The sequence below is a fragment of the Flavobacterium sp. genome (assembly GCF_044369455.1).
Taxonomy (GTDB): domain Bacteria; phylum Bacteroidota; class Bacteroidia; order Flavobacteriales; family Flavobacteriaceae; genus Flavobacterium.
This window is the reverse complement of record NZ_JBIPLW010000005.1, coordinates 34250-55433: the sequence shown is the minus strand read 5'-3', so window position 1 is coordinate 55433 and position 21184 is coordinate 34250. Positions and strand designations below refer to the sequence as shown.

17 protein-coding genes are annotated in these 21184 nt (G+C 34.3%); 11 read left to right on the top strand and 6 right to left on the bottom strand.

From position 1 onward, the window contains the following. Nucleotides 1–125 precede the first annotated feature (125 nt). Complete coding sequence (locus ACIQ2L_RS06325; RefSeq protein WP_396157298.1) at nucleotides 126–2075, top strand: DEAD/DEAH box helicase; 1950 nt, start codon at nucleotides 126–128, stop codon at nucleotides 2073–2075. A 170-nt stretch (nucleotides 2076–2245) separates the two neighbouring features. Further along, nucleotides 2246–3034 carry a carboxypeptidase-like regulatory domain-containing protein gene (locus ACIQ2L_RS06320; RefSeq protein WP_396157297.1) on the top strand — a complete coding sequence of 263 codons (789 nt, stop codon included), beginning with the start codon at nucleotides 2246–2248 and terminating at the stop codon, nucleotides 3032–3034. Nucleotides 3035–3038: 4 nt separating this feature from the next. Here the strand turns inward: ACIQ2L_RS06320 and ACIQ2L_RS06315 are convergent, their stop codons facing one another. Both ACIQ2L_RS06315 and ACIQ2L_RS06310 read right to left on the bottom strand, forming a co-directional pair. Next, nucleotides 3039–3701, bottom strand: coding sequence for a TrmH family RNA methyltransferase (locus ACIQ2L_RS06315; RefSeq protein ID WP_396157296.1), 663 nt, complete (start codon nucleotides 3699–3701; stop codon nucleotides 3039–3041). 13 nt (nucleotides 3702–3714) lie between these two features. Beyond that, the gene (locus tag ACIQ2L_RS06310) at nucleotides 3715–4992 is read right to left on the bottom strand and encodes a hypothetical protein (protein ID WP_396157295.1); all 1278 of its coding nucleotides are present in this window, start codon (nucleotides 4990–4992) and stop codon (nucleotides 3715–3717) included. A gap of 57 nt (nucleotides 4993–5049) precedes the next feature. Between ACIQ2L_RS06310 and ACIQ2L_RS06305 the strand changes: the two genes are divergently transcribed. Together ACIQ2L_RS06305 and purB are read left to right on the top strand one after the other, a co-directional pair. After that, nucleotides 5050–5748: an SIR2 family NAD-dependent protein deacylase gene (locus ACIQ2L_RS06305; RefSeq protein WP_396157294.1), complete on the top strand. Its 699-nt coding sequence runs from the start codon at nucleotides 5050–5052 to the stop codon at nucleotides 5746–5748. A 158-nt stretch (nucleotides 5749–5906) separates the two neighbouring features. Beyond that, a complete protein-coding gene (gene purB / locus ACIQ2L_RS06300; protein WP_396157293.1) occupies nucleotides 5907–7250 on the top strand; it encodes an adenylosuccinate lyase in 1344 nt (447 codons plus the stop codon). Here the strand turns inward: purB and ACIQ2L_RS06295 are convergent, their stop codons facing one another. Then, nucleotides 7251–8570, bottom strand: a complete 1320-nt coding sequence (locus ACIQ2L_RS06295; protein WP_396157292.1) for an ammonium transporter — start codon at nucleotides 8568–8570, stop codon at nucleotides 7251–7253. A gap of 212 nt (nucleotides 8571–8782) precedes the next feature. Then, nucleotides 8783–10255 carry an IMP dehydrogenase gene (guaB, locus tag ACIQ2L_RS06290; RefSeq protein ID WP_396157473.1) on the bottom strand — a complete coding sequence of 491 codons (1473 nt, stop codon included), beginning with the start codon at nucleotides 10253–10255 and terminating at the stop codon, nucleotides 8783–8785. A 185-nt stretch (nucleotides 10256–10440) separates the two neighbouring features. On the opposite strand from guaB, the gene ACIQ2L_RS06285 reads away from it, so the two are divergent. Then, nucleotides 10441–12936, top strand: a complete 2496-nt coding sequence (locus ACIQ2L_RS06285) for a cation-translocating P-type ATPase (RefSeq protein ID WP_396157290.1) — start codon at nucleotides 10441–10443, stop codon at nucleotides 12934–12936. On the opposite strand, the gene ACIQ2L_RS06280 is transcribed toward ACIQ2L_RS06285, so the two are convergent. Then, nucleotides 12933–13796: a hydroxymethylglutaryl-CoA lyase gene (locus ACIQ2L_RS06280; RefSeq protein ID WP_396157289.1), complete on the bottom strand. Its 864-nt coding sequence runs from the start codon at nucleotides 13794–13796 to the stop codon at nucleotides 12933–12935. The genes ACIQ2L_RS06285 and ACIQ2L_RS06280 overlap by 4 nt on opposite strands. Nucleotides 13797–13968: 172 nt before the next feature. Here ACIQ2L_RS06280 and ACIQ2L_RS06275 point away from each other — a divergent pair, with 172 nt between their 5' ends. Together ACIQ2L_RS06275 and ACIQ2L_RS06270 are read left to right on the top strand one after the other, a co-directional pair. Continuing rightward, nucleotides 13969–14580, top strand: a complete 612-nt coding sequence (locus ACIQ2L_RS06275; RefSeq protein ID WP_396157288.1) for a SatD family protein — start codon at nucleotides 13969–13971, stop codon at nucleotides 14578–14580. Then, a complete protein-coding gene (locus ACIQ2L_RS06270) occupies nucleotides 14577–15329 on the top strand; it encodes a DUF3307 domain-containing protein (RefSeq protein ID WP_396157287.1) in 753 nt (250 codons plus the stop codon). Before ACIQ2L_RS06275 ends, ACIQ2L_RS06270 begins: the two co-directional genes overlap by 4 nt. Here ACIQ2L_RS06270 and ACIQ2L_RS06265 read toward each other — a convergent pair. Next, on the bottom strand, nucleotides 15300–16334 hold the full coding sequence (locus ACIQ2L_RS06265) for a quinone-dependent dihydroorotate dehydrogenase (protein ID WP_396157286.1): 1035 nt from the start codon (nucleotides 16332–16334) through the stop codon (nucleotides 15300–15302). The two genes, ACIQ2L_RS06270 and ACIQ2L_RS06265, sit on opposite strands and share 30 nt — an antisense overlap. A gap of 98 nt (nucleotides 16335–16432) precedes the next feature. Between ACIQ2L_RS06265 and nadC the strand changes: the two genes are divergently transcribed. Genes nadC through priA form a run of 4 tightly spaced genes read left to right on the top strand, consistent with a single transcriptional unit; the run spans nucleotide 16433 to nucleotide 21179 of the window. Further along, nucleotides 16433–17290 carry a carboxylating nicotinate-nucleotide diphosphorylase gene (nadC, locus tag ACIQ2L_RS06260; RefSeq protein ID WP_396157285.1) on the top strand — a complete coding sequence of 286 codons (858 nt, stop codon included), beginning with the start codon at nucleotides 16433–16435 and terminating at the stop codon, nucleotides 17288–17290. Beyond that, nucleotides 17291–18238, top strand: a complete 948-nt coding sequence (locus tag ACIQ2L_RS06255) for a YihY/virulence factor BrkB family protein (protein ID WP_396157284.1) — start codon at nucleotides 17291–17293, stop codon at nucleotides 18236–18238. Further along, nucleotides 18235–18660: a DUF2147 domain-containing protein gene (locus tag ACIQ2L_RS06250; RefSeq protein ID WP_396157283.1), complete on the top strand. Its 426-nt coding sequence runs from the start codon at nucleotides 18235–18237 to the stop codon at nucleotides 18658–18660. The genes ACIQ2L_RS06255 and ACIQ2L_RS06250 overlap by 4 nt, the downstream gene beginning before the upstream one ends. An 11-nt stretch (nucleotides 18661–18671) precedes the next feature. Continuing rightward, a complete protein-coding gene (gene priA, locus ACIQ2L_RS06245; protein ID WP_396157282.1) occupies nucleotides 18672–21179 on the top strand; it encodes a primosomal protein N' in 2508 nt (835 codons plus the stop codon). Nucleotides 21180–21184: the final 5 nt, after the last annotated feature.

The window sequence follows — 21184 nt, the reverse complement described above, 5'->3', positions numbered from 1 at the left end:
AACTTATCCACTCAGCTACTCAGTCACTTCTTTGACTAAAAGTTAACTTATTAAATATCAGGATATAACAAATTAGTTTATGTGGTATTTAAAATCTACCTTTGCACCAAATTTTAAAATACAATATGAATAAATTTGAACAATTAGGTCTGAATGAATCGTTACTGCTGGCGATCAAAGATCTAGGATTTGAGAATCCGTCAGAAGTGCAATTAAAAGCGATTCCAGTACTATTGGAACAAAACACAGACTTAGTAGCTTTAGCACAAACAGGTACAGGGAAAACGGCAGCTTTTGGTTTCCCGCTTATACAAAAAATCGATGCTGAAGACAGAAGTACACAAGCGTTAATTTTATCCCCAACGCGCGAGCTTTGCTTACAAATCACCAACGAGATTAAACAATACTCTAAATATGTAAAAGGTTTACATACTGTGGCAGTTTATGGTGGTGCCAGCATTACAGAACAAGCGCGAGAGATTAAACGTGGAGCACAAATTATTGTGGCAACTCCAGGTAGAATGCAAGACATGATTAATCGTGGTCTTGTAAACATCAAAAACATCAACTTCTGTATACTTGACGAAGCTGATGAGATGTTGAACATGGGGTTTTATGAAGATATCGTTTCGATATTATCAGACACTCCAGACGAGAAAAATACTTGGTTATTCTCAGCAACCATGCCTGCAGAAGTAGCGAGAATTGCAAAGAAATTTATGCACGATCCAGCAGAAGTTACTGTTGGAAGTAAAAATTCAGGTACAGCTACCGTTTCTCACGAGTTTTACTGTGTGAACGCTCGTGACCGATACGAGGCATTGAAAAGATTAGCAGATGCTAATCCAGATATCTTCTCTGTAGTTTTTTGTAGAACTAAAAGAGATACGCAAGCGGTTGCTGAAAAGTTAATTGAAGATGGGTATAATGCTGCAGCTTTACACGGAGATTTATCACAAGCACAACGTGATGGTGTGATGAAATCGTTTAGAGGTCGTCAAATTCAAATGTTGGTTGCTACTGATGTTGCTGCGCGTGGAATTGACGTTGATAATATCACACACGTTGTAAATTATCAATTACCTGACGAAATAGAAACCTATACGCACCGTTCAGGAAGAACTGGTCGTGCCGGTAAATTGGGAACTTCCATCGTAATTATCACCAAAAGTGAAATACGTAAAATTTCATCAATAGAAAGAATCATTCAACAAAAGTTTCAGGAAAAAACCATTCCATCTGGAATTGAAATCTGTGAAATTCAATTGTTGCACTTAGCTAACAAAATCAAAGACACCGAAGTAGACCACGAGATAGATAATTATCTTCCTGCGATCAATGAGGTTCTTGACGGATTATCTAAAGAGGAACTAATTAAAAAAATGGTGTCTGTTGAGTTTAATAGATTTATTGCATATTACAAAAAGAAACGTGATTTATCTGGTGAAAAAGGTGGAGAACGAAGTGAAAGAAGTACTGAGCCAAGAGAGATTAGAGCTGGAGATCCTGTTCGTTATTTTGTAAACATTGGCTCACGAGATGATTTTGATTGGATGCAACTGAAAGACTTCTTGAAAGATACTTTAGATTTGGGTCGTGATGATGTGTTTAAAGTTGATGTAAAAGAGGGTTTCTCTTTCTTTAATACAGATGGCGAACATACTGATAAAGTGATGTCTGTTCTTAATGGCTTTGACATGAACGGTAGACGTATCAATGTTGAAATTTCTAAAAATGATGGTGGAAGCCGCGAAAGACGCGATCATAACGGAAGAAGTGGTGGCGGATTTAGAGGCGATAGAAACTCTGGTGGAGAACGAAGAAGTTCAAGCGGCGGAAGTTTCGGTCCAAGAAAAGAAGGTGGTTTTAGAAGTGATAGAAATAGTACTCCTAGAACAGAACGTTCGGACAGACCAAGACGAGAAGGTGGTTTTAATCGAGATAGCGCTCCAAAAAGAGAACCAGGTTCTTTTCAGAGAGAAGACAGAGCACCAAGGCGTTCTGAAGGAACTTCTGAAAGACCTGCTGGACGTTCTTTTGATGATGCAAAAGCAAGAAGACCAAGAAAAAGTTAAAAACGCTTATAGATAAAGGCTTTAAATTCCAAATTTCAATAAGATACTATTGGGATTTGGAATTTGTTTTTTTGGAATTTATGAATGACTGTTAATTTTGTTCTAATTCTCTCTAGAATTTTTATATTTTCTTAAAAGAGTTTCTTACTTTTAAACCATCAAATATAATCATGAGATATTTATTTCTTCCCCTTTTATTTTTACTTTCCTTTAGTGCTCAAGCACAAGATAATTCAATAGCTCAAAAAGTAACTGGAACTATTATTAATGATAACACCATGTTGCCAATAGCAAATGTTAATGTAATTAATATTAATAAAGTAAAGGGAGTTGTTACTGATATAAAAGGTTTTTTTGAATTAGATGTAAGTGTTAGTGATACTCTTCATATTTCATTACTTGGTTATCAGTCGTTGCGTGTTAGAGTAACTAATGACTGGTTAAAAAATGGCACTGCTAAACTTCTTTTAACAGAAAAAGCGATTGCTTTAGAAGAAGTGATTGTAAAAAAATACGATTTAACGGGCTACTTAGAAGTTGATTCCAAACTGATTCCAGACAAAGATAATTATCGATATAGTATTTCAGGATTACCACAAGGGTATGAAACTGGAAGTTCTTCACCTGGTGCCTTTAGTAGAGTGTTAGGTTCTATATTCAATCCGGCTGACATGCTTTATAATTTCTTTGGAAATAAATCCAATGAGCTTAAGAAACTAAAAAAGATGAAAAAAGATGATACCGTACGGCATCTTTTAGAATCAAAGTTTGACAGAGAAACACTTGGCGTTCTTTTGGGTGTTGACAAAAAAGAAATTGCTGAAATCCTTACGCGTTGTAGTTATTCCGAGGAGTTTATCAAAACTGCTAATGACTTGCAAATTATGGATGCCATTAGTGAATGCTATGAGCAGTACAAAGTGTTATCCAAAAAACATGAAAAGTATATTCATGAGTAACTATTTATGTTTCTTTTTTAGAATAATACCGTTCCTCAATCCGCTTAATATCCTTAATCGTATTCTTTGCCCAAAGCAAGCGTTTTTCCAATATTTCGTCTTCGGAAAGTTTCCAATTCACATTCGATTGCCGAAGCCGAGTGGTAATATCTTGAATAATTATCGATGCCGAAACAGAAATATTCAAACTCTCCGTAAATCCAACCATCGGAATTTTTAAAAAACCATCGGCTTGATCCATCACTTCCTGTGAAAGTCCTTCTTTTTCGGTACCAAAAAATAAAGCGCTTTTCCTGGTCACATCAAATTCTTGTAACAAACAAGAATCATTATGCGGAGTAGTAGCAATGATTTGATACCCTTTACTTTTTAGTGTTTGAATACAGTTTGATATGTTCTCAAATTTGTTAATATCAACCCATTTTTGAGCGCCCATCGCAATTTCTTTATCGATATTTTTGCCAAAACGCTGTTCAACAATATTAATTTCTTGTATGCCAAAAACCTCACAACTACGCATCACAGCACTCGTATTATGAAACTGAAACACATCTTCTACTGCAATGGTAAAATGATTCGTGCGATTGTCTAATACTTTTTGAAACCGTTCCTTTCTGTTGTTTGTTAAAAATTCTTCGAGATAGTTGAGATAATCGAAGTCAATCATAATTATTTTTAGTTTATCTATTCGCTTCAGATATCCAATGAAACTGTCTCTCTGCTAACTGGAAAGTCTTATCACTTTTAATTAGTTCATAGAATAAAGTGTCCTTTTTGAACACACCTTCTAACTGAAGTGTATTTTTATTAATAAATTTATATTTCATCTTAAATAAACTAACACTATCTGACATCCCTTCTTTAAAATGAATTATTTTTTTGGAATTATCAGTTTCATAAATAAAGTAAGCTCTCCCGTACCTATTCAAAAAGGTAGTATCGGCTGTTTTGATGCTTCCCATTTTTCCTTTATCAAATATAAAATCTCTCCATACTAATGTATCATTAGCGTCAAAAGTAACGACTTTATTATTCTTTTTAAATTCTTTAATATTGTATACACCTTTTGGAATTACATTCGTATCAGGCACATTTACTTGCCCGTACCAATCGATGCAATCGTATAGATTAAAACCAATGGTAAGAATTATAAAGACAACCTTTAGAACAATTCGAACTATTCTTTGCCATCTTTTAGTCAATGGATAATTATATTTAGTTGTTGGAACTGTTGGTTTATTAAATACAAAAAAATTAAGGTATTTTCTGCTGTCAATTGTTAATAAAAATAAGTAACAAATGACAATCTCCATAGAATATAACTTAACTGGAATATCATAACACATATTCATTACAAACACATTTATAAATACCCCAAGTCCAACAATTAACCCTAGTGGAATTGTTCTTCTGTACAGAAGTAACAGGCCAACAGTGACTTCCATAAAACCCGAAAAGAATTGGTAGGGTTGAGAATAGCCAATAAACATCCAACTAAATCGCATCGGTAGAAAATCGCCTAGAGGTGTCGCTAATTGACTTAAAGTTGGAAAAGGCATTTGCAACGCAAACAATTTGATAAAACCATATGTAAATGCTACCGAAGCTATGTAATACCGAATCAACGTTATTAGCCAATAGAATATGGTAGGTGTCTCCTTATTTTTTCTGCCCAAAAAGTTCCATAATAACGCAAAAACAAAGGATAAAATTATAATGGTATAAAACTCAGCCCAAGCATAGGAAGTATCTCCGCTTCCATAACCTTCGGTGTTGAGTGGATGCTTGACATGCAAAAACCAATCGTTAAAATTAAAAACTATCCATTGAAATCCTTTTGTGTAGAAATCAGTTACGTAACTTAATCCAGGAATAAAACTTAATAACATCCAAGGAGCGATTGTTAAGAAAAAATAAAGGAAGAAAAATTTAAAAAATGTATTTTTGATGTACTTCATAACTAAATGTTTTAGTAAAAATAGTAAAATGCAATAATTTAGCAGAAAATTTTTTAGATGAAAAAGAAATTAGTGGTTTTGACTGGTGCCGGAATTTCTGCCGAAAGCGGTATCAAAACCTTTCGCGATGCCGATGGTCTTTGGGAAGGACACAACGTTATGGATGTCGCTTCTCCCGATGGTTGGCAACGTAACAAGGAATTGGTTTTGGATTTTTATAATCAACGACGACGACAATTGCATGAAGTAAAGCCCAATAAAGGTCACTTCGTTTTAGCCGAATTGGAAAATGATTTTGAGGTAAATATTATTACACAAAATGTTGATAATCTTCATGAACAGGCGGGAAGTACCAAAGTTTTGCATTTGCATGGCGAATTGCTAAAAGTGCGCAGTACTAAAAACGAAGAATATATATTGGATTGGAAAGAGGATTTGATTCTTGGAGATGTAGATGATTCGGGTAACCAACTGCGCCCGCATATTGTTTGGTTTGGCGAAATGGTTCCAGCTTTTGAAGAAGCAATAAACATCATTGAACTAGCGGATTATGTAGTTGTTATTGGAACATCACTTCAAGTGTATCCAGCAGCTAGTTTGATGCATTATGCGAATCCAGAGGCAAAGGTTTTTTATATTGACCCAAGACCAGCAAGCATAACTAATTTACAAAATCCGTTGGAAGTGATTGCCATGAATGCTACCGAAGGAGTTCCTTTTTTAAGAGAAAAATTGATTGTTAAATTTAAAAGCTAAACGTATCGTTAGCCCCGATGGAAGCGGCACCGAAGTATAGCGTACAGCGGGAGTGAATATTCTTAGAAAGACAAAAGTTCTGCTCCTAAAAAAACTGAACACTAATTACTGAACACTGAACACTATTCCTTATTTTTGCACAACAAACAACACAACACATGGCATTAACTCCACTAAACGCCGTTTCACCCATTGACGGAAGATACCGAAGCAAAACAAAATCACTTTCCGAATATTTTTCTGAAGAAGCTTTAATAAAATACCGTGTTTTGGTTGAAGTGGAATACTTCATTGCTTTATGCGAAGCCAATCTACCCCAGTTAAAAGGAGTGAATGCATCAGTTTTTGACAGCTTACGCAATCTTTATAAAAATTTTACTACCGAAGATGCCCTTTGGATAAAAGAAACTGAGAAGACAACCAATCATGATGTAAAAGCAGTAGAGTATTTCATCAAAGAAAAATTTGAAGCTGTAGGATTGTCAAAATATAAAGAGTTTATTCATTTTGGATTGACCTCACAAGACATCAATAATACTGCTATTCCGTTATCAACGAAAAATGCCTTTCAAGAAGTGTATTTGAAATCATTGATTTCATTAGTTGCAAAGCTTAAAGAGCTAGCAATGGAGTGGAAAGATATTCCAATGTTAGCTAGAACACACGGTCAACCAGCTTCTCCAACACGTTTAGGAAAAGAGATTTTGGTTTTTGTGGAGCGTTTGGAAGAACAGATGCGTTTGTTATTTAATATTCCGTTTGCAGCTAAATTTGGAGGAGCAACCGGAAATTTCAATGCCCATCATGTGGCGTATCCCAATGTAGATTGGAAACAATTCGGAACTACTTTCGTTGAAAATACGCTTGGCTTACAACATTCCTTTCCAACCACTCAAATAGAACATTACGATCATTTTGCTGCTTTTTTTGATGCTTTAAAAAGAATCAATAACATCATTATTGATTTAGATAGAGATATTTGGACGTATGTTTCGATGGAGTACTTCAAACAAAAAATAAAAGCAGGTGAAATTGGTTCTTCGGCCATGCCGCATAAAGTAAATCCAATTGATTTTGAAAACTCAGAAGGAAATTTAGGTATTGCCAATGCTATTTTTGAACATCTTTCTGCCAAATTACCCATTTCAAGATTGCAACGTGATTTAACTGATAGCACTGTGCTTAGAAACATTGGCGTTCCAATAGCACATACTTTAATAGCTTTTGACGCTACTTTGAAAGGGTTGAATAAGTTGTTGTTGAATGAATCTAAATTTGCTGAAGATTTAGAAAAAAACTGGGCTGTAGTTGCCGAAGCGATTCAAACCATTTTGCGACGAGAAGGATATCCAAATCCGTATGAAGCTTTGAAAGGATTGACACGAACCAATTCGGTTATTAATAAAGAATCCATTCATGATTTTATAGAAACCCTAAATATTTCTAATGCTATTAAAGAAGAGTTGTTAAGAATTACACCAAGTAATTTTACAGGGATTTAATTATAAAAATTCTCCATGTTGCGTAATATCTAATCCTAATGCTTCTTTTTCTTCACTTACACGTAATCTTGAGATTTTGTTGGTAATATAAAAAAGAGCATAAGATGCGGTGAAAGCAAAAATAGAAACACAAATTAAAGCAATTAGTTGGTTTGTAAATAGTTTAGTTTCCCCAAATAGTAAACCTTGATCTACAACTGTAGGATTTATTGCTTTTGAGGCAAAAACACCTGTCAAAATCATTCCAGTCATTCCGCCAACTCCGTGACAAGCAAAAACGTCTAATGCATCATCTATCTTACCTTTAGGAAATTTACTAACTGCAAAATTACTGACAATACTAGATAGTATTCCAATAGTGATTGCATGTGGAATACTAACATAACCGGCAGCTGGAGTAATGGCGACCAATCCAACAACAGCGCCAATACAAGCGCCCATAGCTGAAAGTTTATGACCTAATATTTTATCAAAAAACACCCATGCCATAGAGGCAGCTGCCGCGGCAACAGTTGTTGTGCCTAGCGCTTGCACAGCCAATCCATTAGCACCCATTGCAGAACCAGCATTGAACCCGAACCATCCAAACCATAATAATCCGGTACCTAATAACACATACGTAATTCGAGCTGGATTTACTTTTTGACTTTTTCTTTTTCCTAAAAACATCGCTCCAGCCAAAGCAGCCCAACCCGCACTCATGTGAACCACTGTACCTCCAGCAAAGTCAAGAACGCCCATTTTAAAGAAAATCCCATCCGGATGCCATGTGCAATGGGCAAGAGGAGTATAAACAAATAAAATGAATAGAACCATAAATAGGAGGTAAGACCAAAATCGAATTCTCTCGGCAAATGCGCCAGTAATAAGTGCTGGAGTGATTATAGCAAACTTAACTTGAAAGAGTGCAAATAGGAGTAAGGGTATTGTTGGCGCTAATGGCCAAGTTGAATTTGTTCCAACATTGTTAAAAAATAAATTAGGAATAGGATTTCCTATAAATCCACCTATAGATGGACCAAAACACAGTCCATAAGCTACCACAATCCATAACACGCTAACAATTACCATAGCCATAAAACTTTGTAACATGGTACTGATTACGTTTTTCTTTCCAACCATTCCACCATAAAAAAAACCTAAACCCGGTGTCATAAGTAAAACCAAAGCAGTGGCAACAATCATCCATGCAATATCTCCAGTATCAAATTTTATGAATTCGGTTGAAGATCTTGTATTCTGAAAAATAACATTTGAAAATAAAGTAAGAAGTAAAATCGTGATGAGTATCACACTTAAGACAATTTTTCTAACGGACATTTTTTTGATATTAAAATTTTGACAAAAATATTATTTTTATGCCGCATACCCATTAAATATTATTGACATTTATTAATTTTTATCAAATATTCAATTTTGACCCTATTTTATTCAGGGGTATTTAATAATAAATCATCTTTTGGTCTTATTCTATAAACAAAAAAGGCACACGATTTAACATATGCCCTTTGCCTGATTTCTGATACCTTATTTTATCTTGAATAATTTGGTGCTTCTTTTGTAATCGTCACATTATGTGGATGACTTTCTCCAATTCCGCTTTGTGTAATACGAACAAAACGACCAGTTTCTTGTAATGTAGGAATGTCTTTAGCGCCACAATAACCCATTCCGGCACGAAGTCCACCAACAAATTGCTGCATGCTTTCGTTTAATTCACCTTTGTATGGAACTCTGCCCACAATCCCTTCGGGAACTAATTTTTTAATATCATCTTCCACATCTTGAAAATAACGATCTTTTGAACCGTCTTCCATAGCTTCTATAGAACCCATTCCACGATAGGATTTGAATTTTCTTCCTTCAAAAATAATAGTTTCACCCGGGGATTCTTTTGTTCCAGCAAGCAGTGAGCCCAACATCACGCAATCTGCTCCTGCAGCAATCGCTTTGGGAATATCTCCTGTATACCGAATTCCACCATCAGCAATTACTGGAACTCCAGTTCCACGCAACGCAGCAGCTACTTCTAAAACGGCTGAAAATTGTGGAAAACCAACGCCGGCTACAACTCTAGTCGTACAAATTGAACCTGGACCAATTCCGACTTTTACGCCATCAGCACCATTTTCTACTAAATATAAAGCGGCTTCTGCAGTAGCAATATTACCAACGATTACATCCAAGTTTGGAAATTTAGCTTTTACAATTTTCAAAACATCAACCACTCCTTTTGTGTGTCCATGAGCGGTATCGATAATTACGGCATCAACTCCAGCATTTACAAGTGCTGTTGCTCTTTCTAGGGCATCGGCGGTTACACCAAGGGCAGCAGCAACGCGCAAACGACCAAATTTATCTTTATTGGCAACTGGCTTTTGCGCTAATTTGGTAATATCTCTAAACGTAATTAATCCAATTAATTTATAATTAGCATCAACTACAGGTAATTTTTCAATTTTATTTTGTTGCAAAATTCCTTCGGCTTCCTGCAAAGTGGTTCCTTCGGCAGCGGTAACTAAATTTTCCGAAGTCATAACTTCTAGTATAGAACGCGAATTAATTTTCTCGAAACGCAAATCTCTATTGGTTACAATTCCTTTTAACGTTCCGTTTTCATCCACTATGGGAATTCCACCTATTCCATGTTCTTTCATCAGCATTTTAGCATCGCCAACGGTCGAGTTCAAAGGCAATGTTACCGGATCGATTATCATTCCAGCTTCGGCACGTTTTACTTTTCTAACTTTTGCAGCTTGTTGCTCAATAGTCATGTTTTTATGCAAAACACCAATTCCGCCTTCTTGTGCCATGGCAATTGCCATCGAACTTTCGGTAACCGTATCCATCGCTGCAGAAACAACAGGAACATTCAACGAAATATTTCTTGATATTTTCGATTGGATATTTACTTCGCGCGGTAAAACTTCGGAGTAGTTTGGGATTAGCAGAACATCGTCATAGGTTAAACCTTCGCCAACGATTTTTGAAGTATGTGCTTTCATTGCAATTTGTAGTTTATGCTGAACTTGGTTCAGTATTGTAGTTAAATTGCGAGCAAATATAATTAAAAGTTGGAAGTTAGAAGTTGGAAGTTGGAAGTTTTTTACAAATGTCAATTAGAACTCTTTAAAAACATTGCAAATCCAATAAAAATTACTAACTTAGTAAAACTTCTTAACTTCTTTATATGACTAATGTTAAGACAACTTTTAAAGGACTTACAAATAATGAAGTTATTACCTCGCGGATAGAGAATGGCTCAAATTCTTTGGAATATCATAAGAAAAATCACTTTTTAATTTCACTTTTTGCAATGGCAAAAGAACCTATGTTTTTACTTTTGGTCATTGCCGCTAGTATCTATTACATTACAGGTGATTATGGAGATGGAATTTTTATGACTCTTGCTATTTTTCTTGTCGCGGGTATTTCTCTTTTTCAAGAAGCCAGGAGTAGAAATGCCATTGAAACTTTAAAAAAATTATCCCAACCCAAAAGTAAAGTCATTCGCAATAGCGAAATAATTGAAATACCAAGTGAAGAAATTGTGATTGGCGATTTTATTCAAGTAGAAGAAGGAACTTTTATTCCTGCTGATGCTGTGATAATTCAATCCAATGATTTTTCGGTAAATGAATCTATTTTGACTGGCGAATCCTTATCTGTTTTTAAAAGTGAATCTATACAAGAGAAACAAGTGTTTCAGGGAACTATCGTTGCCACCGGATTAGCAATTTGTCAAGTCACAGCGATTGGCAATAAAACTAATATGGGTAAAATTGGCAAAAGTTTAGAAGAAATAGTGGAAGAAAAAACACCTTTACAGATTCAAATAACCAATTTTGTAAAGATAATGTCAATCATTGGATTGGTGATTTTTGGATTTGTTTGGGCTGTGAATTTTTATCATTCGAAAAGTGTTTTAGATAGTTTATTAAAAGCATTAACTATTGCCATGAGCGTAATTCCAGAGGAAATTCCAGTAGCTTTTACCACATTTATGGCGCTTGGTGCATGGCGTTTAATGAAAATGGGAATTATTACCAAGCAAACCAAAACAGTGGAAACGCTCGGTAGTGCAACAGTAATTTGCACCGACAAAACGGGAACTATTACTGAGAATAAAATGAGTTTGGCACAACTATATCTATTTACTTCAAATACAATTATTAATACTGATCATAAATTAAATCCAGAAGCCGAAGATGTTTTGAGTTATGCTATGTGGTCAAGCGAACCTATTCCGTTTGACGCTATGGAAATCGCAATTCATGAAGCGTATACCCAATTGGAAAGTGTTGATGAAAGACCTAATTATAAGTTGGTTCACGAATATCCATTAGGAGGAAAACCTCCTATGATGACACACATTTTTGAAAATTCTAAAGGCGAAAAAATTATTGCTGCCAAAGGTGCACCAGAAGCATTAATTGAAGTTAGTAACTTATCTGAAAAAGATAAAAAGCAGATTATAGTTGCAATGGAAACCATGGCAGCAGAAGGTTATCGAGTTTTAGGTATTGGAGTAACTGATTTTTCTGGAAAAGATTTTCCAAAAACACAGCAGGAGTTTAAGTTTCATTTTAAAGGATTAGTTGCCTTTTATGATCCACCGAAAGCTAATATTCAAGAGGTTTTTGAGAAATTTTATAAAGCCGGAATCCAAGTAAAAATTGTCACAGGTGATAATGCCGCTACAACTGCTACTATTGCGAAACAAATAGGTTTCAAAGACGCTGATAAAGTCTTGAATGGTGACGAATTAATGGCAATGGACGAAGCTATTTTAAAAGCTAAAGTCATGGAAACCACCATTTTTACCAGAATGTTTCCCGAAGCCAAACTTAAAATTATCCAAGCACTGAAAGACAACAACCAAATTGTAGCGATGACTGGCGATGGTGTAAATGATGGTCCAGCATTAAAATCGGCTCATATTGGAATTGCTATGGGCAAAAAAGGGACTGAAATTGCCAAACAAGCCGCTAATTTAATTTTAATCGACGATGATTTTAGTAAAATGCTTGACGCCATTGCGATGGGAAGAAAGATTTATATCAATCTCAAGAAAGCCATTCAATATATTATTTCTATTCACATTCCCATTATTCTCATTGTTTTTATTCCATTGGCTTTAGGATGGATTTATCCAAACATTTTTACTCCTGTTCATATCATTTTTTTAGAAATAATTATGGGTCCAACATGTTCTATTATTTATGAAAATGAACCAATGGAACGAAACTTAATGTTGCAAAAACCAAGACCGTTAACATCCACTTTTTTTAATTTAAAAGAAATAACGATGAGTATAATTCAAGGTTTGGTAATTACCTTAGGATTGCTTTTTATATATCAATATTGTGTTCAAAACGGAAGTACTGAAGCAGTAACCCGAACAACTATTTTCTTAACTTTAATTGCCTCAAATATCTTTTTAACATTGACCAATCGTTCTTTGTACTATTCTGTTTTCACAACTATTCGATACAAAAACAATCTTGTTCCAATGATAATTGGTGTAACCATTTTAATGACAAGTTTGTTATTGTTTGTTCCAATGTTTACCCGTTTTTTTCTTTTTGAAAAGGTATCGTTAGTTCAACTTGATTTGAGTATTCTGGTTGGATTTACTTCAGTTCTGTGGATTGAGATTTATAAGATTTTTAAAAGAAAAAATTAATGATATTCCTTGAAAATTTTTGAAGCTTCATTATAAGCACTTTCAAAACTCATTGGACTGATGTTGGTGTTTTCTTTTTGGGCTGTAAAATAGGAGACGAGTTTTTCTGTTGGCATATTACCCGTTAAATCATCTTTTGCCATTGGGCAACCGCCAAAACCTTGAATAGCTCCGTCATACCGACGACAACCCGCTTTATACGCCGCATCAATCTTTTCATGCCATTTATCTGGAGTGGTATGCAAATGGGCACCAAATTCAATTTGAGGATATTTTGGAATTAAATTGGAAAATAAATAATCAATTACATCCGGTGTTGAACTACCAATAGTATCGGATAGCGAAAGAATTTTTACACCCATAGTTGCTAATCGTTCGGTCCATTCGCCAACAATTTCGATGTTCCACGGATCGCCATACGGATTTCCAAATCCCATAGAAAGATAAGCAACCACTTCTTTATTTGTAGCATCGGCAATATCTAAAATTTCTTGGAGTGTTACCAAACTTTCTGCAATTGTTTTGTGCGTATTTCGCATTTGAAAATTCTCAGAAATAGAAAAGGGAAAACCTAAATATTGAATTTCCTTGTGAACGGAAGCCAATTGTGCGCCTTGCGTGTTGGCGATAATGGCCAACAATTTACTTTGTGTTTGCGATAAATCCAATTGTGACAAAACTTCTGCTGTGTCTTGCATTTGCGGAATGGCTTTTGGCGACACAAAACTCCCAAAATCAATCGTGTCAAAACCAACTCTTAAAAGCGATTGAATGTATTGAACTTTGGTTTTGGTAGGAATAAAAGTTTTGATGCCTTGCATGGCATCTCGTGGACATTCTATGATTTTGACGTTTTTCATAAACAGTTTCAAAGATAGTAAAACTTATTTTCTATCGAAACTATCATGGATCATAATTTATTACACTTTTTGGTAATAATTAAAAATATTACGCTTTTTGGTAATAATTAAAAATATTACGCTTTTTGGTAATAATTATTGTTTTATAACTATTTTTTATTATTTTTGGTCTATGATTGTGATACTTACAGGCGATATAATCAATTCTAGAAAGCTTCCTTCCAAAAAATGGATTGGTGATTTGAAAGCTATGTTTCAACTGTTTGGAAAGACACCAAACGATTGGGAAATCTACCGTGGCGATGAGTTTCAGTTGGAAATTAAAAATCCAGAGCATGCACTGCTAATCGCTTTTCAGATAAAATCTTTTTTTAAGTCGGTTAATTTGGATGTTCGTATGAGTTTAGGTTTTGGTGATAAAATCTATAAAGCAAGGAAAATTACAGAAAGCAACGGTAGTGCTTTTGTTCGCTCGGGAGAATTATTTGAAACTTTAAAAAAGCAAAAATTGAATTTAGCCCTTTCTACGGGCGATATTGCTTTAGATGAAGAATTAAATTTGCTCTTGCGATTAAGCATGGCGTTTATGGACAATTGGCTACAACAATCGGCGGAATTTATATTAGTTGCTATTCAAAACCCCACACTTTCGCAAGAAGAAATTGGAGGAAAATTAGGAATAAATCAAGCGGCAGTGAGCAGAAGGCAGAAGCGTTCGCAATATGAATTGATGATGCAAGTAGATCATTATTTTAGAAAAAAAATAAAAATGCTACGGGTATGATAGTATTGATCAAATTACTCTTAGCACACTTGATTGGCGATTTTTTATTGCAACCAACTTCTTGGGTTTTAGATAAAGAGAAAAAGAAACATAAAAGCAACTATTTGTATATTCACACCTTAGTGCATTTTTTATTAGCTTGGATTTTAGTGGGCGATTGGTCTTTTGGTTGGTTTGCTTTTGTACTTGCTTTACTTCACGGGTTTGTAGATTTCATAAAATTACAGTTTCAAAAATCCAAAACTAGAGTAAAATGGTTTTTAGTGGATCAAATGATGCACTTGATTGTAATTGCTTTTGTATCATTTATTTGGAATGAAAATATTTCAAGTTGGAACGCGTTTATTGGTGCTGTTTCAGGGTTATTTGCTTCCACGGCTACATTTTCAAAATACAGTTGGTTATTTGTAACGGCGCTATTGTTTTTGACCAAACCAGCTTCTATTCTCATAAAAAATATTATTTCCCTTTGGTCGCCTGAAAATAAGTCTGATAAAGACAACTCACTTCAAAATGCTGGAAATGTTATTGGCATTTTGGAGCGATTATTTGTTTTTTATTTTGTAGTAAATGGTAATTATGACGCCATCGGATTTCTGTTGGCCGCGAAATCAATTTTTAGATTTGGAGATTTAAAAGAAGCCAAAGACAGAAAACTAACCGAATATGTTCTTATCGGTACATTATTGAGTTTTGGTTTGGCATTTGTTACCGCTCTTTTAGTGAACTTTATCTTGAGTTTTAGCTAAAATTAGTTGGTTGATATCCTTTACCAATTTTGGTCCTTCGTAAATAAATCCAGTATACAATTGTACCAAACTCGCACCAGCTTCCAATTTTTCTAGTGCATCTTCAGCCGAATGAATGCCGCCAACACCAATGATTGGAAACGCTTTATTACTTTTTTCAGAAAGAAACCGAATCACTTCTGTAGCCCTTTTAGTCAATGGTTTTCCCGACAATCCGCCAGTTTCTGTTTTATTTTCGGATTGTAAACCATCTCTTGAAATTGTGGTATTGGTGGCAATAACACCTGCTATCTTAGTTTCGTTTATAATCGTTATAATATCCAATAATTGTTCATCAGTCAAGTCAGGAGCAATTTTTAACAATATTGGTTTTGGAATTTGTTTTTTGGAATTTGAATTTTGCAAATCTCTTAAGAGTTCAGTTAATGGTTTTTTTTCTTGAAGTTCTCTAAGATTTGGTGTATTTGGTGAACTAACATTTACCACAAAATAGTCGACATAATCGAATAAGGCATCAAAGCAAGTTAAGTAATCATCGATAGCATTTTCATTAGAAGTAATTTTGTTTTTTCCAATATTGCCACCAATTAGAATTCCATTATTTTTCTTCAGTCTATTTACAGCTGCATCAACACCATCATTATTGAAACCCATTCTGTTGATAATAGCACTGTCTTCTTTTAATCGAAACAAACGTTTTTTTGGATTTCCTTCTTGGGCTTTAGGCGTTAAAGTTCCTATTTCGATAAATCCGAAACCAAAGTTGGAAAGTTCTTTGTAGCACTTTGCATCTTTGTCAAAACCAGCAGCCAATCCTACCGGATTTTTAAATTTCAGTCCAAAAACTTCTCGTTCCAATCGAGTATCTTTTACCTCATAAATCGATTTTAATATAGAGGGAACAAAAGGAATTTTAGCTATAAATTTGATAAAACTAAAAGAAAAGTAATGCACTTCTTCTGGGTCAAACCAAAATAAAATAGGACGAATGAGTAATTTGTACATATGTTGTTATGTTGTACTGCAAAAATAGAAATTCAAATTCAATTTTCATTTTTTAATCCGTAAATTAAATACTAATTTAGCCAATCAATAGCTGCATAATGATTTCAGAAAAACAGTTTCAAAGAGAACTCGATTTAATTATTCAAAATGGGATTCGCGAAGATGTAGGTCCAGGTGATTATAGCTCATTAGCTTGTATTCCCGATTCTGCCAAAGGGAAAGCCAAACTTTTAGTAAAAGATACTGGTATTATTGCCGGAGTTGCTTTTGCTCGTATGATTTTTGAAAATGTCGATCCAACTTTGGAAGTCGAAACTTTCATCAATGATGGTTCCCAAGTTAAATATGGTGATGTCGTTTTTCATGTTTCTGGCAATTCACAATCTATTTTAAAAGCAGAACGATTAGTGCTGAATTCGATGCAACGAATGTCTGCCATTGCCACAAAAACGAATCAATTTGTAAAACTTTTAGAAGGAACAAAAACCAAAATATTGGACACGCGCAAAACCACACCCGGATTTAGAGCTTGTGAGAAATGGGCTGTCAAAATTGGTGGTGGCGAAAACCATCGTTTTGCTCTGTATGATATGATTATGCTCAAAGACAATCACAATGATTTTGCTGGAGGAATTTCACATGCTATTGCAAAAACCAAAGCATTTTTGAATCAAAATAATCTCGATTTAAAGATAATAGTCGAAGCAAGAAACCTCGACGAAATTAAAGAAATACTTAATAATGACGGCGTTTACAGAATTTTGATTGACAATTTCAATTTTGACGATACTCGAAAAGCGGTTGCTTTAATTGGAGACAAATGCTTAACCGAAAGTTCAGGTAATATTAGTGAAAACACCATACGCCAATATGCAGAATGCGGAGTAAATTATATTTCTTCGGGAGCTTTAACACATTCTGTATACAATATGGATTTAAGTTTAAAAGCAATTTAAATGGCAATAACCACAACTGAAAATAAATTCATCAAACTTCCAATAATTAAACAGCTTGTTTTCTTATTGCAAAAGATAAAATTACCTTGGTTGCATGGTTTGTCTTTGTTTGACTTGATAGAATTGTATATTAATGGAATTATTGAAGGTGCTATTTCATATCGTGCAGCGGCTATTGCATGGAGTTTCTTTATGGCTTTATTTCCATTCATGCTTTTTATACTAAATCTTATTCCGTATATACCTATTCAAGGTTTTCAAGAAGATTTTTTAGGATTTGTACAGCAGAATGTTCCGCCCACAACCTATGATGCAATTTACGTTATAATAAATGATATTTTACACAACAGTCATAGCGGCTTACTTTCGATTGGAATCCTAATAGCAATAATTTTAATGGCCAACGGAATCTTTGCTATTCTGGGAGGTTTTGAAGCTTCGCATCACATGAAAATGTCGTTAAAACGAAAATTTTTAAGACAATATTTTGTTGCGTTGACTTTGTCAATACTATTGTCATTTTTATTGTTAATAACTGTGGCAGCGATTTTAGTCTTTGAAGTTATTATTCAAAAATCAAAAATTCAAGATGTACTTTCACATAATATTCCGTTGATAGAAATGGGAAGGTATGTTTTTGTCGTTCTGATGATATTATTTTCAACTTCATTTTTGTTTAAATTTGGAATCAAATATGAAAAAAGTAGGTCATTCATATCTATAGGTTCCGTTTTTACTACTATTTTGATAATTATTTCTTCCTATTTCTTCGGAATTTGGGTTGTAAAATTTTCAAAATACAATGAACTTTACGGCTCTATCGGAACCTTGTTAGTGGTGATGTTTTATATTTGGATTAATTGTATGATATTGCTTTTAGGATTTGATTTAAATGCTTCCATTCAACACATAAAAAGAGAAAAACAAAAAGAACTTGACACACTATGAAACTAAAAACACTTTATATTTTTATATTCTTTATTAGCCAAATTAGTTTTTCACAAACTATTTTTGGAAAATGGAAAACCATTGATGACGAAACTGGAAAAGAAAAAAGTATAGTCGAGATTTTTGAAAAACAAGGAAAAATTTACGGCAAAATTATTGAAATTTTAGAATCGGAAAATAGGCATCGCAAATGTGAAAAATGTGAGGGAGAAGATAAAAACAAACCAATTTTAGGTTTAATCATAATCAAAGGGTTGAAAAAAAGCGGTGAAGTTTATGCCGGAGGAAAAATTACAGACCCAAAGAACGGAAGTTCTTATAATTGTAAAATTTCTATGGATGGAAAAGATAAAATAATAGTTCGAGGCTTTGTTGGAATTTCACTTTTTGGAAGATCACAAACATGGATTCGACATAAATAGCGAACTAAAAAATGAATTACTTCATTGAAGTTATTGTACCACTTTCGGTACCTAAAACCTTTACGTATAAAGTTTCAGAATCAGAATTTAATTTTATAAAAAAAGGAATGCGTATTGCGGTTCCGTTTGGAAAAAGTAAAATCTATACCGCACTTGTAATCGATTTACATCAAAATGCACCAACACTTTACGAGGCCAAAGAAATACATCAAATTCTTGACGAAAAACCAATTGTAAACCAATTTCAAATCAATCATTGGTTTTGGATTGCGTCCTATTATATGTGTAACATTGGCGATGTGTATCGTAGTGCTTTGCCATCGGCATTAATTTTAGAAAGTGAAACTATTATTTCGCAACGAAAAGAAATTTTTGTTGATGAAAGCTCTCTTACTGATGACGAGTATTTAATATATGAAGCATTGCAACACCAAAGTTCATTAAAGGTTCAAAACATTATTGATATTCTCAATAAGAAAACGGTTTTACCAGTCATTCAAAGACTGATTCATAAAAATATCATTTCACTCGAAGAAGAAATTCAAGAGGAATATAAACCCAAACTCATTCGCTATATTCGATTGCACGAAAATTATTTAGATGAAAATAATTTAATTGAGCTGCTAAATAATTTAAAATCTGAAAAAAGAAAAAATCTCGTGCTTCAGTATTTCCAATTACAAGCACAAGATCCGAGTAATAGCGAACTGGCGAAGCAAAAGAAACCAATTTCGGTGAAGCAATTAATGGAAGCGGCACAAACATCTGCCACTATCTTAAAAGCTTTGGTTGATAAACAAGTATTTGAAGAATATTATATTCAAGAAGACAGAGTAAATTTTGATAAAAACAAAATCGACAATGAACTATTACTGAGTGATTCACAACAAATTGCGTTTACTGAAATTAAAAAATCATTTACTGAAAAAGAGGTTTGTTTGCTTCATGGTGTAACTTCGAGTGGTAAGACAGAAATCTATACTAAACTTATTGAGAATTACATAGCCGATGGAAAGCAAGTGTTGTATTTATTGCCCGAAATTGCTTTGACCACTCAATTGGTTTCTCGTTTGACCCAATATTTTGGCAATAAAGTGGCTGTTTTTCATTCTAAATACAGTAATAACGAAAGAGTGGAAGTTTGGAATCAAGTATTAAATATTTCCGAAAAAGCTCAAGTGGTAATAGGAGCAAGGTCGGCTTTGTTTTTGCCTTTCTCCAATTTGGGATTAATTATCGTTGACGAAGAGCACGAACCAACTTTTAAGCAACAAGATCCAGCACCTCGATATCATGCTCGTGATGCTGCGATAGTTTTGGCAAATGCACATAAAGCATCCCAAGCCAATGGACAACTGGGCGGAGCCAAAGTTTTATTAGGTTCTGCAACGCCAAGTATAGAAACGTATTATAATGCGACTAGCGGAAAATTTGGATTAGTCACTTTAAGAGAACGGTTTGGTAAAGTCCCAATGCCTGAAATTCAGTTGGTTGATTTAAAAGACAGCTATTTCAGAAAAAAGATGAAGGGACATTTTAGTTTAACTTTGATTGAAAATATCACTGATGCTTTTGCCAATGGTGAACAAGTCATTTTATTTCAAAACCGTCGTGGATTTTCACCGGTTTTAGAATGTATGACTTGTGGTCACGTACCCCAATGTCCACAATGTGATGTGAGTTTGACTTTTCATAAATACAAAAACCAATTGCGTTGTCATTATTGTGGGTATAATATGGGTAAACCAACGAATTGTCACATTTGTTCGAGCGTTGACTTAGAAACCAAGGGTTTTGGAACGGAACAAATAGAATTAGAGTTAGCCGAATTATTTCCGCAGAAGAATATTAAACGAATGGATCAAGACACCACTCGAGGTAAATACAGTTTTGAGAAAATCATAGACGGATTTAAGAATAGAGAAATTGATGTTTTAGTGGGAACGCAAATGCTTGCTAAAGGATTGGATTTTGATAATGTATCTTTAGTTGGGATTATGAATGCGGATAATATGCTCTATCATCCCGATTTTAGGGCTTTTGAAAGAAGTTTTCAGATGATGACTCAAGTGGCAGGCCGTTCAGGAAGGGCAGAGAAGCGCGGTAAGGTTATTATTCAGACTTATAATCCGTTGCATAATATTATTCAGCAAGTCACGAATAATGATTATGAAGGCATGTATAAGGAACAACTTTATGAAAGAAATATTTATTTCTATCCGCCATTTTATCGTTTGATACGACTCACCTTAAAACATCGTGATTTTGAGATGTTGAAAGAAGGTTCGATGTGGCTATATCAGGTTTTGCAACAAAATTTGACGATTCCTGTTCTTGGTCCGGAAGAACCAGCTATTGGCAGAATTCGAAATGAATACATTCGAACCATAATGATTAAGATTCCAGTAGACATTTCGATTCAAGCCACAAAAAAAACTACCCAGAAAATACTGAATAGTTTTGATTCGGTTTCAAAATACAGAACTATAAAAGTTACTGTAAACGTCGATTTTTATTGAATAAA

Coding starts and splice junctions, on each gene's coding strand:
- ACIQ2L_RS06325 (WP_396157298.1), top strand. CDS start 126: ATGAATAAATTTGAACAATTAGGTCTGAATGAATCGTTACTGCTGGCG.
- ACIQ2L_RS06320 (WP_396157297.1), top strand. CDS start 2,246: ATGAGATATTTATTTCTTCCCCTTTTATTTTTACTTTCCTTTAGTGCT.
- ACIQ2L_RS06315 (WP_396157296.1), bottom strand. CDS start 3,701: ATGATTGACTTCGATTATCTCAACTATCTCGAAGAATTTTTAACAAAC.
- ACIQ2L_RS06310 (WP_396157295.1), bottom strand. CDS start 4,992: ATGAAGTACATCAAAAATACATTTTTTAAATTTTTCTTCCTTTATTTT.
- ACIQ2L_RS06305 (WP_396157294.1), top strand. CDS start 5,050: ATGAAAAAGAAATTAGTGGTTTTGACTGGTGCCGGAATTTCTGCCGAA.
- purB (WP_396157293.1), top strand. CDS start 5,907: ATGGCATTAACTCCACTAAACGCCGTTTCACCCATTGACGGAAGATAC.
- ACIQ2L_RS06295 (WP_396157292.1), bottom strand. CDS start 8,570: ATGTCCGTTAGAAAAATTGTCTTAAGTGTGATACTCATCACGATTTTA.
- guaB (WP_396157473.1), bottom strand. CDS start 10,255: ATGAAAGCACATACTTCAAAAATCGTTGGCGAAGGTTTAACCTATGAC.
- ACIQ2L_RS06285 (WP_396157290.1), top strand. CDS start 10,441: ATGACTAATGTTAAGACAACTTTTAAAGGACTTACAAATAATGAAGTT.
- ACIQ2L_RS06280 (WP_396157289.1), bottom strand. CDS start 13,796: ATGAAAAACGTCAAAATCATAGAATGTCCACGAGATGCCATGCAAGGC.
- ACIQ2L_RS06275 (WP_396157288.1), top strand. CDS start 13,969: ATGATTGTGATACTTACAGGCGATATAATCAATTCTAGAAAGCTTCCT.
- ACIQ2L_RS06270 (WP_396157287.1), top strand. CDS start 14,577: ATGATAGTATTGATCAAATTACTCTTAGCACACTTGATTGGCGATTTT.
- ACIQ2L_RS06265 (WP_396157286.1), bottom strand. CDS start 16,334: ATGTACAAATTACTCATTCGTCCTATTTTATTTTGGTTTGACCCAGAA.
- nadC (WP_396157285.1), top strand. CDS start 16,433: ATGATTTCAGAAAAACAGTTTCAAAGAGAACTCGATTTAATTATTCAA.
- ACIQ2L_RS06255 (WP_396157284.1), top strand. CDS start 17,291: ATGGCAATAACCACAACTGAAAATAAATTCATCAAACTTCCAATAATT.
- ACIQ2L_RS06250 (WP_396157283.1), top strand. CDS start 18,235: ATGAAACTAAAAACACTTTATATTTTTATATTCTTTATTAGCCAAATT.
- priA (WP_396157282.1), top strand. CDS start 18,672: ATGAATTACTTCATTGAAGTTATTGTACCACTTTCGGTACCTAAAACC.